Source organism: Caballeronia humi (genome assembly GCF_001544475.1).
Lineage (GTDB): Bacteria > Pseudomonadota > Gammaproteobacteria > Burkholderiales > Burkholderiaceae > Caballeronia > Caballeronia humi.
In genome coordinates this window covers 249,164-264,984 of the sequence record NZ_FCNW02000002.1, presented here as the reverse complement: position 1 = coordinate 264,984, position 15,821 = coordinate 249,164, and the positions used below count along the sequence as shown (strand labels likewise).

Annotated in this window: 12 protein-coding genes and 2 pseudogenes; 11 read left to right on the top strand and 3 right to left on the bottom strand. The window is 63.1% G+C overall.

Annotation, left to right across the window (positions count from 1 at the left end; translation table 11 throughout):
• Positions 1 to 151 precede the first annotated feature (151 nt).
• The gene (locus AWB65_RS04135) at positions 152 to 3,070 is read left to right on the top strand and encodes a bifunctional diguanylate cyclase/phosphodiesterase (RefSeq protein WP_087665921.1); all 2,919 of its coding nucleotides are present in this window, start codon (positions 152 to 154) and stop codon (positions 3,068 to 3,070) included.
• On the opposite strand, the gene AWB65_RS04130 is transcribed toward AWB65_RS04135, so the two are convergent.
• Positions 3,039 to 3,275 carry a hypothetical protein gene (locus tag AWB65_RS04130; RefSeq protein ID WP_087665920.1) on the bottom strand — a complete coding sequence of 79 codons (237 nt, stop codon included), beginning with the start codon at positions 3,273 to 3,275 and terminating at the stop codon, positions 3,039 to 3,041. The two genes, AWB65_RS04135 and AWB65_RS04130, sit on opposite strands and share 32 nt — an antisense overlap.
• 279 nt (positions 3,276 to 3,554) lie before the next feature.
• On the opposite strand from AWB65_RS04130, the gene pqqA reads away from it, so the two are divergent.
• On the top strand, positions 3,555 to 3,629 hold the full coding sequence (gene pqqA, locus AWB65_RS37610) for a pyrroloquinoline quinone precursor peptide PqqA (RefSeq protein WP_008353049.1): 75 nt from the start codon (positions 3,555 to 3,557) through the stop codon (positions 3,627 to 3,629).
• Positions 3,630 to 3,666: 37 nt separating this feature from the next.
• Here the strand turns inward: pqqA and AWB65_RS04120 are convergent, their stop codons facing one another.
• Positions 3,667 to 3,972 (bottom strand): hypothetical protein, encoded by a 306-nt coding sequence (locus AWB65_RS04120; protein WP_087665919.1) that lies wholly within the window; start codon positions 3,970 to 3,972, stop codon positions 3,667 to 3,669.
• 129 nt (positions 3,973 to 4,101) lie between these two features.
• On the opposite strand from AWB65_RS04120, the gene AWB65_RS04115 reads away from it, so the two are divergent.
• The 6 genes and pseudogenes from AWB65_RS04115 to AWB65_RS04095 all read left to right on the top strand — a co-directional run bounded on the left by AWB65_RS04115 (position 4,102) and on the right by AWB65_RS04095 (position 8,060).
• Complete coding sequence (locus tag AWB65_RS04115; protein ID WP_087665918.1) at positions 4,102 to 5,625, top strand: FAD-dependent oxidoreductase; 1,524 nt, start codon at positions 4,102 to 4,104, stop codon at positions 5,623 to 5,625.
• Between the two features lie 8 nt (positions 5,626 to 5,633).
• Positions 5,634 to 5,816 (top strand): annotated as a pseudogene (locus AWB65_RS36825) (uracil-DNA glycosylase); the annotation flags it as partial.
• A gap of 1 nt (position 5,817) precedes the next feature.
• Positions 5,818 to 6,064 (top strand): annotated as a pseudogene (locus AWB65_RS04105) (DUF3175 domain-containing protein); the annotation flags it as partial.
• Positions 6,065 to 6,136: 72 nt separating this feature from the next.
• Positions 6,137 to 6,301: a hypothetical protein gene (locus tag AWB65_RS36625; RefSeq protein ID WP_200821658.1), complete on the top strand. Its 165-nt coding sequence runs from the start codon at positions 6,137 to 6,139 to the stop codon at positions 6,299 to 6,301.
• 4 nt (positions 6,302 to 6,305) lie between these two features.
• Positions 6,306 to 7,625 (top strand): PQQ-dependent sugar dehydrogenase, encoded by a 1,320-nt coding sequence (locus AWB65_RS04100; protein ID WP_087665917.1) that lies wholly within the window; start codon positions 6,306 to 6,308, stop codon positions 7,623 to 7,625.
• On the top strand, positions 7,626 to 8,060 hold the full coding sequence (locus AWB65_RS04095; protein ID WP_087665916.1) for a hypothetical protein: 435 nt from the start codon (positions 7,626 to 7,628) through the stop codon (positions 8,058 to 8,060).
• Between the two features lie 4 nt (positions 8,061 to 8,064).
• On the opposite strand, the gene AWB65_RS04090 is transcribed toward AWB65_RS04095, so the two are convergent.
• Positions 8,065 to 12,138 (bottom strand): CheR family methyltransferase, encoded by a 4,074-nt coding sequence (locus AWB65_RS04090; protein ID WP_235007504.1) that lies wholly within the window; start codon positions 12,136 to 12,138, stop codon positions 8,065 to 8,067.
• A gap of 756 nt (positions 12,139 to 12,894) precedes the next feature.
• Here AWB65_RS04090 and flhD point away from each other — a divergent pair.
• From flhD to AWB65_RS04075, 3 genes are all read left to right on the top strand, one after another.
• Positions 12,895 to 13,212: a flagellar transcriptional regulator FlhD gene (gene flhD / locus AWB65_RS04085; RefSeq protein ID WP_087665914.1), complete on the top strand. Its 318-nt coding sequence runs from the start codon at positions 12,895 to 12,897 to the stop codon at positions 13,210 to 13,212.
• A 24-nt stretch (positions 13,213 to 13,236) separates the two neighbouring features.
• Positions 13,237 to 13,887 (top strand): flagellar transcriptional regulator FlhC, encoded by a 651-nt coding sequence (flhC, locus tag AWB65_RS04080; protein WP_087666040.1) that lies wholly within the window; start codon positions 13,237 to 13,239, stop codon positions 13,885 to 13,887.
• A gap of 187 nt (positions 13,888 to 14,074) precedes the next feature.
• Positions 14,075 to 15,406 (top strand): Nramp family divalent metal transporter, encoded by a 1,332-nt coding sequence (locus AWB65_RS04075; protein WP_087665913.1) that lies wholly within the window; start codon positions 14,075 to 14,077, stop codon positions 15,404 to 15,406.
• The last annotated feature ends 415 nt before the right edge of the window (positions 15,407 to 15,821 follow it).

Sequence of the window (15,821 nt, the reverse complement as noted above, 5' to 3'; positions counted from 1 at the left end):
CAGCACGGCGCGCGACGGCTTTCAGAAACATCTCAAGCCCCGAGCGCGCGTGCCGTTAGCACGAATAGACCGATCCACGGAACGGCCCAAATCGTTGCGTTCTCCGTTCGAATCACACGAAAAGGACTGGCTTCCTGGCCCTGCACTGCCGATGAGTGTTTTCCCCATGATCGACACCTCGCCCGACTCGAACGATGCGTTAAGCGCCGCCACCGCTGCGCCGTCGATCGATGCCCTGTTGCGCTCGGCGCCCGGTTGTGGCCGGCCGTGCGCCTGGGCGTGGTATCGCGCGGGCGAGCAGTTGCACCTCGCGGGCCGGGGCGATGCACCGCTCGACTGGCCGCAGGGCATCGCCGAAGACCGTTTTGCGGCGCTTTGCGCGGCGCGCGGCTGGCATCGCTGGCCGACCGGCCGTGGCGAAAGCGTGCTGGGCTGGCTCGTCGCGCCCGCCGAATTCGCCGCCGACGAATCCTTGCGCGACCTCGCGCGACGCCTCGGCGAACGCGTGCAGACCGACGCCCTCGCCCACGCGCAGAACACTCAGCGCGTGCTGTACGAAATCGCGTATCTCGCGAGTTCGGTGCCCGATCGCGCCGCATTTTTGCAGCGCATTCACGAACGGCTCGGCACGCTGATCGACGCCGAGAACTTCTACCTCGCGCTCTACGACCGCAAGAGCGGCAAGATAACCTATCCGTACTACGTCGACGTGATCGATACGGAAGTCGTCGCGGCGGAGAACTACGACCTCTTGAATCCCGATCGCCTTTCGCTGACCGCGCGCGTGCTGACGACCGGCCAGCCGCTCCTCGTCGATGCCGCGATGATCCGCGCCGCCGAGCGCGAAGGCAGCTATTACTGCATCGGCGACCGTCCCGAGTTCTGGATGGGCGCGCCGCTGAAAAACGCATCGGACGAAGTGTTCGGCATGCTGGCGATGCAGGTCTACGACGTCTCGCGCGTCTACAGCGCCGAGGACCGCGCGCTCTTTCTCGTGGTCGCGCGGCACGTCGCGATGGCGCTCGACCGGATCCTGCACCGCGCCGACCTCGAAGAGCAGGTCGCGCGCCGCACGTCGGAACTTTCGCGCGTGAACGCGGCGTTGCGCGAAGGCATCGCCGAGCGCGAGCGCGCCGAGCATCTGCAGGCGGCGCTCTTCCAGATCGCGGAACTGTCGAGCCGTCCGGGCGACATGGTCGAATTCTTCCGCAGCCTGCACGACATCGTCGGTGAGCTGCTTTATGCGCGCAATTTTTACATCGCGCTCTTCGATACCGATACGCGGGAAGTCTCGTTTCCTTATTACGTCGATGAGATCGTCCATGAGCCGCCGCTGCCGCGTCGCGGGCAGCGCGGCCTGACCGAATACGTGATCCGTCAGCGCCGCCCGTGCCTGATCGATGCGGCCGACGCGCGCCGCCTGATCGCCGAACGCACGATCGATACGGGTAACGAGAACGTGCGGCTGCGTTCATGGCTCGGCATCCCGCTTTTCGACGGCGACGATGTGCGCGGCGTGCTCGCCGTGCAAAGCTACGCGCCGCTCGTGCGCTATTCGCTGCGCGACCAGGAATTGCTGACCTTCGTCTCGCGCCATATCGATACCGCGCTTTCCCGGCGCCGCGCCGCCGAGGCGCTGCACGCGGCGAACGCCGAGCTCGAAGCGCGCGTGCAGATCCGCACGCGCGAACTCGACAACGCCAACGCGCGGCTCGTCCACGAAAATTCGCACGACGCGCTGACCGGCCTGCCGAATCGCAGCCACTTGCTGCAGCGCTTGCAGGCCGAATGGCGGGCGTATCGCGAGTTTGGGCGGCAGGTGACGGTGATGTTCATCGACCTGGACCGCTTCAAGGTCGTGAACGACAGCCTGGGTCACCATTACGGCGACCTGCTGCTCGTGCAGGCGGCCGAACGGTTGCGCGCGTGCCTGCGTACGAGCGACCTGCTCGCGCGGCTCGGCGGAGACGAATTCGCGGTGCTCTCGCCGAATGCGCCGCAAAACGATGCGGTCGCTATCGCCGAACGGATTCTCGCCGCGTTCGACTTGCCGTTTCACATCGACGATCACGTCGTGTTTTCGTCGTGCAGCATCGGGATCGTGAACGCGGACAGTCAGTTCCATACCGAGCCCGCCGACCTGCTGCGCGACGCCGATACGGCGATGTATCGCGTGAAGAACGCGGGCCGCGACAGTTACGTCGTCTTCAATCACGAACTTCGGCGAGAAGTGTCGGACCAGGTGGAGCGCGAAGGCGCGCTGCGCAACGCGCTCAAGCGCGACGACGAACTGCTGCCGTTTTTCCAGCCGATCGTCGACGTGACGACCGGCGACGTCGTCGCGCTCGAAGCGCTGGTCCGCTGGCGCAAGCCGGACGGGCGCATCGTCGGGCCGGGAGAATTTTTGCCGGCCGTCGAGGGACTGCGGATCATCGGGCGGCTCGATTTGTACATGCTCACGCGCGTCGCCGTGATCCTTTCGGACGCACGGCACGCGAACTGGCCGCCGGTGCACGTGAACTGTTCGAGCTACAGCATGACGCGCCCCGAGTTCGCCGACGACGTCCTCGCGCTCCTGCATAGGCACGGCGTGGCGCCGTCGCGCGTGTGCCTGGAGCTGACCGAGGGCGCCCTCGTCGCGGAACCGGATCTCGCGCGCCGCACGATGCAGCGTCTCGCGGACAACGGCATGTCCGTTGTCCTCGATGATTTCGGCGCGGGCTTTTCGTCGCTGAGTTACGTGCATCAGTACCGCTTCAGCGGCCTGAAGATCGACAAGTCCTTCATCCTCGAACTGACAGCGAGCTCACGCAGCCGCGCGATTGTGCGGGCGATCGTGCGGATGGCCGAATCGCTCGATCTGACGCTGGTCGCGGAAGGCGTAGAGGATGCCGAGACGCTCAGCGTGCTGCGCGACATGGGCGCGGAGCAGGCGCAAGGCTATTTCTTCGCCAAGCCGATGCCGCTCGACGCCCTGATGCGCTCGCCGCTCGCACAGCGCCTCGCGCGCGGCGGCGGCTCGGCGCTGTCTGCGGTGCTCAGGTCATCCCGCCCAGCGACGGCGAGATGATGCTGCCCGGCTCGCCTTCGGCGGGACCTGCGTCGGTCTGGGCGACGCGCGTCGAAAGCGGCGGGTGACTGCGTGTGCAGGCATCGACGGAATCGGTGCCGAGGCCGTGCTGGAAGGCGTCCGCTTTATCTTTCGATTCGAACGCGTAGATCGCCTGATCGACTTTTACTTCGGTATCGGAAATGCGCTGTGCGGTGACGGTCATGACGGTCCCTTGTCCTGGGCTTGACTCAGAGTGTCTGCGCATCAAACGCGCCCGATTCAAGGCATCGGGTAATTCCTCATAGCGGAAACCCTTAAACGCGCCGCCCTGTAAACCGTCGTTACGATTTACCCAGTGATGCGTTTTGCGAAGAAGAGTTAGGATAAGGATGCGTCGGGAAGAAACGAAACGCGGCCTGTAAGGCGCTTGCAGCTTTGATCGAACGAAACCGCGCAACGGTCATGCATTCGGCGTGGCCGGCCAAAAGCAAAAGGAGGCTATATGAAGTGGGAAACCCCTAGTTTCACCGACATGCGCTTTGGCTTTGAGATCACGATGTATATCGCCACGCGCTGAAGTCAAAGGCGGCCTCGATCAGAGGCCGCTTTTCTTTTCAAGGCCTGGGAGCGTTCGGATCTTTGAGATCCGCGTTCTGCGCATCGAGGCCACCCGCGCCCGCCGGGTCCGGTCTGTCACCCGAGCCGTAAGGCACTTCCGCCGTTTGTTCCGGATGCTGATCGAGTCGACGCGATTCCGGCTCGACTTCCCCCGCGTTCGGCGCGCGCACGCCCTGCTTCGGGTCTGCGCCCGTCGGCGCGCCCGGGCCCGGCAGATTGCCGATCGATCCCCCGCCGCTCGCACCGCTGCCTGCATCGCCTAGCGGCTTGTCGGTGCTCTTTATCTGTTCGCTGGTGGCCATCGCGTGCTCCATCGTCGTGAGTGTCAACGCGATGCAGCAACCGACATACCCGTGCCTCGAATAGCGCTTCGGAGGCGATTAACGCGGTCCGCTTTTTGCGATGTGTATTGCGATTAACAGGAGAATGCGATGCACTCGTCGATGCAGAAGGTCGCCCGACTCGCGGACTTGCCCGAGACGCGCGGCACACGCGTGAAGATCGGCGAGACGCCGATCCTCTTGGTGCGCGAAGCCAACACCGTTCACGCATACACGGCCGATTGCCCGCATGCGGGCGCACCGCTCGAAAAGGGTGGCATCTGCAATCGACGCATCATCTGTCCGTGGCACAAGGGCACGTTCGAAATCAGCGATGGTTCGCTCGTCGAGCCGCCCGCGCTTAAAGGGCTGACGCGTTACGACGCTTTGGTCGATGGCGGCGACGTGTACGTGTCGCCTGAACCGGTCGAATCGCAGGCGCGAAGCCGTGGCGCCGATGAATCCACGATGTTCATCGCAGGCGCCGGGGCAGCGGGCGCGGCCGCTTGCGCGGCGCTGCGCGAAGCGGGCTTCGACGGTCGCATCGTTCTCGCGGGCAAGGACGCGCCGATGCCGTACGACCGCACCGCGCTGAGCAAATTCGTCGTCGCGGGCGACATGCCGGCGGACGAGATCCCGCCGCTGCTCGATCCTTCTTTCTTCACCGATCAGAACATCGAGCGCATTGAATCGGAAGCGGTGCGGCTCGATGCAGCGACGCGTCAAGTCGAACTCGCGAACGGCACGGTGATCGACTACAACGCGGCGCTCGTCTGCACGGGCGGTCTGCCGAAACCGATGGACGTTCCCGGCGCGAAGCTCCCCCATGTGCACATACTGCGCAATCGCGACGACGCCGTCGCGATCGTCGCCACACTCGATACAGCGAAGCGCGCGGTGATCGTCGGGGCGAGCTTCATCGGACTCGAAGTGGCTTCGTGCCTGCGCAAGCGCAAGATCGACACCACCGTCATTTCGCCCGACAAAGTGCCGTTTGCGAAGCAGTTCGGCGAACGCATCGGTGAGATGTTCATGCGGCTTCATGAGAAGAACGGCGTGTCGTTTCGCATGACGCGCAACGTCAAGGCGATCGAAGCGAACGAAGTCGAACTCGACAACGGCGAACGCATTCCGGCCGATGTGGTGATCGTCGGCACGGGGGTCAAGCCGGCGACGTCGTTCGTCAGCGGCATTACGCTCGCCGACGATGGCGGCATCGACGTCGACGCGGGCATGCGAGCCGCGCCCGGTCTGTACGCAGCAGGCGATATCGCGCGTTTCCCGCTGCCGCGCTCGGATAGCAAGCTGCGTATCGAACACTGGCGCGTCGCGCAACAGCACGCGCGCGTCGCCGCTTTCAACATGGCCGGCGCGAGCCGCGAGTACGACGGCGTGCCCTATTTCTGGACCTATCACTTCGAAAGACGCTTCGACTACCTCGGCCACACGAGCGAACCCGACTACGTCGTCATCGACGGCGATCTCGACACGCAGCAGTTCATCGCGTACCTGATGAAGGACGGCAAGGTCGGCGCAGTCGTCGCGTGCGAGCGCGAGGATGAGACCGCGCGGCTCGCTGAAGCGATGCGCGAACCGTTGACGGTCGAAGCGGCGCGCGAAGTCGCAAACATGTGACGCAAGTCATGGCGACCCGACAACAGCCGGGCTTCGATCTCGATCAGGAACCCGCATCGCTCGATGAATGCCGACGCTGCCCGCTATGGAAGGACGCGACGCAAGCGGTGCCCGGTGCGGGGCCGCGTCACGCGCCGCTGATGATCGTGGGTGAACAGCCCGGCGATCAGGAAGACCTGCAGGGCAAGCCTGGAAACCAGCGACGCAATGGATATCGAACGCGATATCTTCAAGGAAGGCAGCGCGCAGGAGATCGCAGATTCGCTTAAGCACTCGTCGGAGCGCAGCAAGCGGCGCAAGCGCACGCCGTTTCAATCGGGCGATGTCGATGCACAACTTCTACATCAATCGCGCCGGGCGCAATCTGCCAAAGACGCGCCGCGCCACACTCGATCGGGCCGAGAAGCGACTGCGTGAAGCGTTCGGGCGCAAGCCTTGACTCCGCGCACGATGAGGAACGCCGTTTGCTCTCATGCTTACCAGAAGCCCACCAACACGCAAGGAGCAATTGATGGCGCAAGAACCTCTTAATCCCGGCGACGAAGCCGAACCCGGCACCCCTGGAAGCGGTGAAGACGTGTGCCCTGTTTGCGACGGCAGCGGCACGAACGACGGCGCGAAGTGCGAAGCATGCGGCGGCACTGGCAAGGTGGTGCAGGGAATCGGCGGAGGCTGAGCTTATGGGTCGCTTTCACACCAGACTCGCTGCGGCATCGCTATTGGCGGCGTCGATTGCGTGCGCGTACGCAGCCGATCAAAATGCGATCGGCTTCGGTCCCGATCCCGAACTGCCTCCGCCGCAGAAAAAGTCGCTGTTGCCGACGGTGAACATCGCGCCTGCCGCGTCGCGTCCCGATGGCACGAAGCCGACGGCGCCCGCTGGCTTCGACGTCACCGCTTTTGCAACCGGGCTCGATCATCCGCGCTGGCTCGCGACTTTGCCCGACGGCGACGTGCTCGTCGCAGAAAGCAACGCGCCCGCGCAGCATGATGAGAACGCGGGCGTGAAGGGCTGGGTGATGAAGAAGGTCATGAAGCGTGCAGGTGCCGGCGTGCCGAGCCCCGACCGCATCATGCTCTTGCGTGATGCGGACGGCGACGGCATCGCCGAGACGAAGACCGTCTTCATCGACAAGCTCCATTCGCCGTTCGGCATGGCGCTGGTCGGCGACGAGCTCTACGTCGCCGATACCGATGCGATCATGCGCTTCAAGTATCACGCGGGCGATACGAACATCACCGAGCCCGGCGAAAAATTCATCGATCTCCCGGCGGGCCCGATCAATCATCACTGGACGAAAAATCTGATTGCGAGTCCCGACGGCAAGCATCTCTACGTGACGGTCGGTTCGAACAGCAACGTCGCGGAAAACGGTATCGATGCCGAGCGTGGCCGCGCCGCGATCATGGAAGTCGATATCGCGAGCGGACAGTCGCGTCTCTTCGCGACGGGTCTGCGCAATCCCAACGGCATGTCGTGGCAGCCGCAAAGCGGCGCTTTGTGGACGGTCGTCAACGAGCGAGACGAACTGGGCAACGATCTCGTGCCCGATTACATGACCTCGGTGAAAGACGGCGCGTTCTATGGCTGGCCTTACAGCTACTACGGGCAGAACGTCGACAACCGGGTCAAGCCGCAGCGCGCGGACCTCGTGCAATCGGCAATACCGCCTGACTATGCGTTGGGTTCGCACACGGCATCGCTTGGACTGACGTTCTACGACGCGAAGGCGTTCCCGCAGCGGTACTGGAACGGCGCGTTCATCGGACAGCACGGTTCGTGGAATCGCAAGCCGCACAGCGGGTACAAGGTGATTTTCGTGCCATTCGCGGATGGCACGCCTTCCGGGCCGCCGGAGGATATCCTCACCGGATTTCTTTCACCCGATGGCCATGCTTATGGGCGGCCGGTCGGTGTCGTCGTCGATCATTCCGGCGGGCTGCTTGTCGCAGACGATGTCGGCAACGCGGTGTGGCGGGTCGCGCCCGCAAAGCAATAGATGGCCACGCGCGCGTCGAAGAAATCGAACGGGCTGTTCTCGCTTGTCGAGCGACAGGTCCTTGGTCTGTACGACGCGGGCGTGCTTTCGCCTGCGGTGCTGCATCACGTGATTGCTGCGTACGCGGGGCTCGACGTCGATTGGAATGATGACGCGAGAGCGCGCACCGTCGACGATCGATCGCTGCATGAAGTGGTCGTACTCACGATGATACCGGGGCATGCATCACGCAACGCCAGGAAGGATTTTCTGTCGGTTATCGAGCATTGGATGGGCGATCAGCCAGCCGTTGAAGCGGAAGAACCCGAGCCAGACGACGAACTCCTGACGCAACTCTCCAGCGCCACGAAGAAGCCGCGAACGCAAGAGCGCAAGGCGCCGGCTCGCAAAAGCGCGGCTTTCAATCCGCTCGTCAAGGCGCGTCCGCTGCGCTGAAACGCTAACCGGAGTGCCCTTTGAAAATCGTCCGTTCCACCGCGGCGACCAGCGTCGCGAGCGAAACCGGCTTGGTCAAATGCACGTCAAAGCCTGCTTCGAGCGTCTTGCGCTCCTGCGCCGCGCCGCTATATCCCGTCAGCGCGATCGCGGGCAGCGCTGCGAACTCCGGCATTGAACGCAGCGCATGCAACAACTGATACCCGTCCATCACCGGCATTCCGACGTCGCACAACAGCAGGTCCACGTGAGTACTCGTCAACGCGACGAGCGCATCCGCCCCGCTCTCGCCCGTCTGCACGCTCGCGCCTTCCAGCCTTAGCAGCGACGCCAGCGCGTGCCCCGTCTCGCGATCGTCGTCGATGACGAGAATCGACAGCCCTGCAAGCACGCTCGATTCACCCGGCAGCACGCCGGGAATCACGATATCGTCGCCCGACGGCGGCAGCCACACCGTGATGCAACTGCCCTTGCCGACGCCTTCCGAAGTCGCCGCCACACGCCCCGCATGCATCTCCGCCAGTTGCTTCACTAACGCAAGCCCGATTCCGAGCCCCACGCCCGATTTTCGCCGCGCCTCGTTCGCCTGCGAGAACATGTCGAAGATATACGGCAGGAAATGCGGCTCGATGCCCTCGCCGGTATCGGCCACGTCGATGCGCAGATACTCCCCGTCGCGCGTCAAGTCGATGCGCACTTTGCCGCCCGCAGGCGTGAACTTGAGCGCGTTGGTGAGCAGGTTCCAGACGATCTGATCGAAGCGCACCGGATCGACCTTGGCCGTCGCCGGCTCGGGCGGGAGCGTCGTCGTCAGGGCGATGCCGTGCGCGGCGGCATCGCTTTCCATCGCGTCGCAGATCGTGGCGATCGTCGCGCAGAGATCGGTGCGCGCGAGGTTCAGCGCGAGCTTGCCGGTACGCACGCGCGAGAGGTCGAGCAGGTCGTCGATGATCCGCGCCTGGCCGTGCACCGCGCGGCGGATCGCATCGGCGGCCTCGACGATCGTCGGCACGCCGCGCGCCTCGGGCAGGCGCGGCAACATCTCCGCCTTGACGTTGATGAGGTTGAGCGGATGCTTCAGTTCATGCGAGAGCACCGCGAGAAAGTCGTCCTTAAGGCGGTTCGCGGCCTCCGCGCGCTCGCGCACCGAGCGTTCCTGCGAGAGTTGCAACTGCCGCATGTCTTCGAGCGTCTTGCGACTGGTCAGATCGCGCGCGATCTTCGCGAAGCCGGTGAACTGAGCCTCTGACAGCGGCGTCATCACGCCGCTGCAAAACACGCGCTTTCCGTTCTTCGCGACGTGCCAGCGCTCGTCCTCGAAGCGACCCTCGCGTAACGCCGCCGAGCGCTCGTGTTCGGGCATGGTCAAGGCGCGATCCTCGGCGGTGAAGAGCATCTCGATGTTCCTGCCGACCGCCTCGCTCTGCGCATACCCGAACACGCGTTCGGCGCCCGCGTTCCAGCTCTGGATCACGCCCTTGGGGTCCTGCACGATGATCACGTAGTCATTGGTCGTCTGCACCGTGAGCCGCAGCCGCGCCTCGCCCGCGCGCGCTTCGCCCTCGGCGCGCCTGAGCGCGGTGATATCGACGAGCGTGAGCACCGCGCCGTCGATGCGATCGTCGACCGTGCGGTACGGCAGAAGCCGCGCGAAGAAACGACGCGCGTCGTTGCTCGACACCTCACGCTCGATCAGCCGCAGCGACTGGAACGTAGCCGCAACGTCGTCCGCGAGTTCGGGGTAGTCGAGCCGGTGCGTGATGTCGAAGAGCGAGCGGCCCACGTCCGCGCCGATCAGGTTGAACACGCTCGTCGCGCTCGGCGTGTAGCGCTTCACGCGCATGGTGCGATCGACGAAGATGGTCGCGATATCGCTCGATGCGATCAGGTTCTGCAGATCGTCGTTGGCCTTGCCGGCCTCCTCGATCTTCAACTGCAGTTCGTTGTTGACCGTGATCAGTTCCTCGTTCACCGATTGCACTTCTTCCTTGCTCGTTTCGAGCTCCTCGGTGGCCGAGCGCAGTTCCTCGTTGATCGCCTGCAATTCCTCGTTCGACGCCTTCAGTTCCTCCGTCGACGTCTCGTACTGCTCGATCGTCCGCTGCAACTGCTCCTTGCTGCGCTGCAGCTCGCGTTCGAGTTGCATCAGGACGGAATCGGCATTCGCGTCCCCGATGTGGAATGTGCCGTCAGATATCGCTTCCGGCACTTCGTCGAAGAGCACAAGGACGAAATCGGCATCGGCTTCGGCGGCGTGGAACGGACGCACGGTCATCGTCACGTGTGCCTGGCGTCCGTCGCGCTCGAGCCGCACGCGTCGCGCATCGACGCTGTGGCCGGTCTGCTGCGCCTGAAAAAGCGCGGTGCGCAGGTCGAGCCGCAATTCGGGCAGGACGAGCGCAATCACGTTGCTCGACGGCTCGCCGCCCACATAGCGCAGAAATCGTCCGGCGTTGTCCGACATATGCACGATCTTCGAATCACGGTTCACGACGATGCTCGGCGGCGCGTACTGTTCGAGCATGCGCTGGTGCAGCGCGCCGAACGAAAAATTGCGGCGCGCGGGAGGCAGTGCAGAACCGTTGTCTGCGGCTGCCGGCTGCGTGTTCGCGCCGCCCAACGCCTGAGCGATGATCGTTGCTCCGCGCGGCTTCGCGACGGCCTTCGCGCGATAAATGCGATGCTTCCTGTCGACCACGCTGAAAAGATCCTCCGCCGACTCCGCCGATTCGGAACTGCCGAGCATGAGGTAACCGTTGGGATGCAGCGCGAAGTGGAACATTTCGAGCACCTGGCGCTGCACGGTGCGGTTGAGATAAATCAGGAGATTGCGGCAGGAGACGAGATCGAGGCGCGAGAACGGCGGATCGCGCAGCACGTTGTGCAACGCGAACAAGATCTTCTCTCGCACCGGCTTCGCGATTTCATAGCGGCTCGCGGTCTTCGTGAAGAACTGGAGGAGAGTGTCCGGCGGCACATCGACCGAAATCGAATCCGGATAGACGCCCGCGCGCGCCTTCGCGACGGCGCTTTCGTCGATGTCAGTCGCGAAGACTTGCAGCGCGACCGGCGAGCGCGCGTCGCTCTGGTGCGCGGCGAACAGCATGGCGATCGTGTACGCCTCCTCGCCCGACGAGCAACCGGCCACCCACGCGCGCACCTGATCCTGCCCGTGCTTGCGCTCGAAGATCTCGGGCAGCACGTCGCGCGCGAGGGTATCGAACGCCTCGCGGTCGCGGAAGAAATGCGTGACGCCGATCAGCATGTCGGCGAGCAGCGCGCTCGTCTCGCGCGGATTGTCCTGCAGGAAGTTGCGGTACGTGACGAGGTCGGGCAATGCGTTCACCTGCAGGCGCCGCTCGATCCGGCGCAGCATCGTCGCGCGCTTGTAATGGCGGAAATCGTGACCGGTGCGGGCGCGCAGGCTCGTCAGGATGTCCTGCAGCGCCGATTCGGCGTCCGTGCCGGCTTCGGGTTCGACCGGCTGCTTAGACGTGCGCACATTGAGCCCGGGCAGGCTGATGCGCTTCACGTTCTGCCAGAGTTCGAGCAGTTTCTGCGGCATCTCGACGACCGGCAGCACGAGATCGACCTGTCCCGTCGCGATCGCGCTTTGCGGCATCTCGCCGTATTCGGCGTCGTCGGGCTCCTGGGCAAAGGTCACGCCGCCGACTTCCTTCACGCGCGCGAGACCCACGGCGCCGTCGCTGCCCGTGCCCGAGAGCACGATGCTCATCGCGTTCGGGCCGTGCGCATCGGCGAGACTGCGGAAAAACAGGTCGATCGTGACGGGTCGGCTGCCCGCGGGTGCCGCGTCGCTCACGGTCAGATGGCCGTCGTCCATCGTCAGGCTCTTGCCGGGCGCGATCACGTACACATGATTGCGCTCGATTGGCAGGGGCTTATCCACCTGGACCACGCGCATGCGCGTTGCGCGCTGGAGGATCTGGTCGGCGGTGCTGATGTGCCTTGGCGAAAGATGCAGGACGACCGCGAACGCCATGTCCATGTCAGCCGGCGCGTTCTCGAAGAAGCGCAGGAGCGCCTGCAATCCGCCCGCCGACGCGCCCAGCCCCACGACGGGGAAATCGAGCGCGCTTCTGGTGAACGGATTATCGGCGGCATCCGTGCCGGTCGCATCGGCGGAGGATGCCGGGGTAGTAGTGCTTTCGCTCACTACGTGTCCTGTTTGTGTCCTGTTTGGGCTTTGCCGCTTTTGTGGTTCTGTGGATTAACGCGATTGTGCGCGCTCCCCGGCTGAAGATACCAACGGAATGCAGATTTTGGGCCCGCACACGCGGACGAATCATCTGACGGCGCGCGTACTGATAACTCACACGCATAACCCGGCGTCTCCTTAATTAATTCCCGGAAACGCACTTCCGTACGAATATTCTCTTTTTGAGACGAAAACGAGTCGTCTACTTATCTCGAAAGTCGCGCCCCGATTGCTTCCTTATCAATCGAGAAGCGTGTCAACGGCAGCGCCGTGCATTTCGTTACAAATCACGCGAGACGCGCGTCATTTCTCGTATGAGGAAATCTCGAAAACCCGCGAAATCACTGAAAAAACGATAAAGGGACAGGTTAATCTTGCCTGTTACAAACACTCGAAAAAGTTACCGATATTGCGTGTTGTTTTCTTGAAAATTATTATTGAGATGTTCTTGCTTTCCCGCCAGACGGTACTTACAATCCGTTTCACAGTGTTGTTACAAGTTGTAACACGCTGTATCAAAGATTACGAAATCGGGCAAAACGACGCTCGGTGAGCACAAAAAAAGATATCGGCAAAAAATGCCGGCAAGATCGGGGTTTTACTGGAAGCAGCAACATGAACGGTCGTGAAACGCTTGACTCGATTCGCGAAATAAACCTGTCGTACATCATGCTCGCTCAGCGCATGTTGCGCGAAGACAAGGCAATCGGCATGTTCCGCCTCGGGCTTTCGTCCGAACTCGCGGACCTGCTCGCCGGCCTGACGCTTCCGCAAGTCGTGAAGCTCGCGTCGTCCGACCAGCTGCTGTGCTTTTTCCGCTTCAACGATTACACGATGCTTTCGGCATTGACGCAGCCCGCGAAGAACGCGGGCATTGCGCCGACGCACGCAGCAATCCTGCTGGCTGGCCAACCAGTCGCACAGTTCGCTTGAGAGACGAGGCGAGCCATGACCACGATGCTGAAGAAAAGCCTGACCGAAGACGCACAGGAAGTATTCCGCGCGATCGCCTTGATCGAACTCGGGGCGCGGATGCAGGTCCTGGAAAGCGAACTGACGCTGTCGCGTGATCGCATGATCCGTCTTTATCGCGAAGTGAAGGGCGTATCGCCGCCGAAAGGCATGCTGCCTTTCTCGGCAGACTGGTACATGACGTGGCTTGCAAACATCCACGCATCGCTGTTCTACAACACCTATGTGTTTCTGAAGAACGAGGCAGGCTGCTCGCACCTCGATGCTTTGACCAAGGGGTATCGGCTGTATCTCGAACACTGCAACCATAGCGGTGTCGAGGCGGTACTCGATTTGACGCGGGCCTGGACTCTTGTGCGCTTTTTCGACGCCGACATGTTGCAGATGACGCGCTGCTGCCGCTGCACCGGAAAGTTCGTGGCGCACAAACATGATTTGCAGAACAACGTGGTGTGCGGGGCCTGCCAGCCGCCGTCACGCGCGGGGAAGACCAAGAAAGCGGCGGCCGCCCGTCAGGCGACCGAAGAAGCCGCTCTGGAGGTGGTGAGCAACAATGAAGTGCCGCACGAACCGGTACTCGACAACGCGGCGAGATTCTCGCCGCGTACACAAGGCCTGGTCGCACAGGCCGCTTGAACGGTAGCGGCGCGGGCCGTCCTCGAGGACCGTCTTCGGACGGGGGGCAACCCGCTTGCCGCTACCGTTTTCCTTCTTCTTGACTTTTGAAGGCCCGCCAGAGGATCGGCGGGCTTTTTGCATTTTTGCGCTTGGCGTCGCGCTCGGGCATCATCGGGTGCTGCCATAGCCCCTCGGGACCTCACCCTTGCCGTTCAAGCTGCCGACCACCGCCACCGCGCCGTTCTGCCCTTCCGAAGTCAGGGGTTCCGTCGATGTCCCCGAAGGCGCGCCGTTCTGGAAAAAAATCGCGCAATTCGCGGGACCGGGCCTGCTTGTCTCGATCGGGTACATGGACCCAGGCAACTGGGCAACCGACATCGAAGCCGGCTCGCGCTACGGCTACAGCCTGCTGTTCGTGGTCGTCCTGTCGAGCCTCGCCGCAATGGCGCTGCAATGTCTCGCGATGCGGCTCGGCATCGTCACCGGCCGCGATCTCGCGCAGCTCTCGCGGGACCGCTATTCGAAGCCGGTTGCGCGCGTGCAGTGGGCGCTCGCGGAAATATCGATCATCGCGTGCGATCTGGCCGAAGTGCTCGGCGGCGCGCTCGCGTTTCATTTGCTGTTCGGCTGTTCGCTGATGTGGGGCGTGATCTTCACCGCGTTCGATACGCTGATCGTGCTCGGCCTCAAGGGCAAGAACTTCCGCGATCTGGAAGCGATCATGCTCGGCCTGATCGCGACGATCGGGCTCGGCTATGTCGTCGAACTGGTGCTCGTGAAGCCGCACTGGCCGGCGGTGATGGCAGGTCTTGTCCCGTCGTGGCAGGCGGTGGCCGGGCGCGAGCCGCTCTATCTCGCGATCGGCATCCTCGGTGCCACCGTGATGCCGCACAACCTGTATCTGCATTCGTCGATCGTGCAGACGCGGGTCGTGGCGCGCACGCCGTCGAGCCTTGCGTCGGCGATCCGGCTCTCGCGTATCGATACGATCGCCTCGCTCTGTCTCGCGCTGCTGATCAACGCGGCGATCCTGATTCTCGCGGCGTCGGCATTTCATGCGACCGGCCACACACAAGTGACCGAAATCGAGGACGCGTACCGCCTGCTCGCGCCGATCGTCGGGACCGGGCTCGCGGCGATCCTCTTCGCCGTGACGCTGCTCGCGTCGGGCCAAAGCTCGACGTTCACCGGCACGATCGCAGGTCAGGTGATCATGGAAGGCTTCCTCAACCTCAAGATTCCCTGTTACCAGCGGCGCTTCATCACGCGCGCGCTCGCGCTGATTCCGGCGCTGATCGGGGTCGGCATGATGGGTAACGGCGCTGTCGGCAAGCTGCTGGTCGCGAGCCAGGTCGTGCTGAGCCTGCAATTGCCGTTCGCGCTGTATCCGCTGATCCGCATGACGAGCGACCGCGCGCTGATGGGCAATTTTGCGAATCGCGCGCTGACGAAGGGCATCGTTTGGATGCTGTTCGGCGTGATCAGCGCGGCGAATCTTTGGTTGGTCTTGCAGACGATCGGGTTAATCGGCGGTTGAAGTTTTGCTCGCGCTTGCGGAGTTGTTCGACACCGTTCGATGCGCTAGTGCCTCTAAGGAACTTGCTTTCTTTGCGGTCTATTTGCTCTGCCCCTGTCCGGGGCGGGACTCACTTTCTTTGCTGCTGCAAAGAAAGTAAGCAAAGAAAGCAGCTTCCCACCGCCAAAACTAACAATCCACCACTAGCGTTTGATTGGGATTGGCGCTGGAGAGTAAGTGTCGCCCTCACGGCAGAACCGGGCTTGGCTCGCGGACCCAATGTGTCAACTCGCAGTACAACAGACAGGTGCAGCAGTCATACATCCGTCCTCGCGCTACGCGCTCAGACGTTGGGTGCGCCCGACGCGCAATATTGGTCGGCCCATGACAACAAGGTCCGTAGAAGTGTCGAGCTTATAACCAGTGCAATATCGGT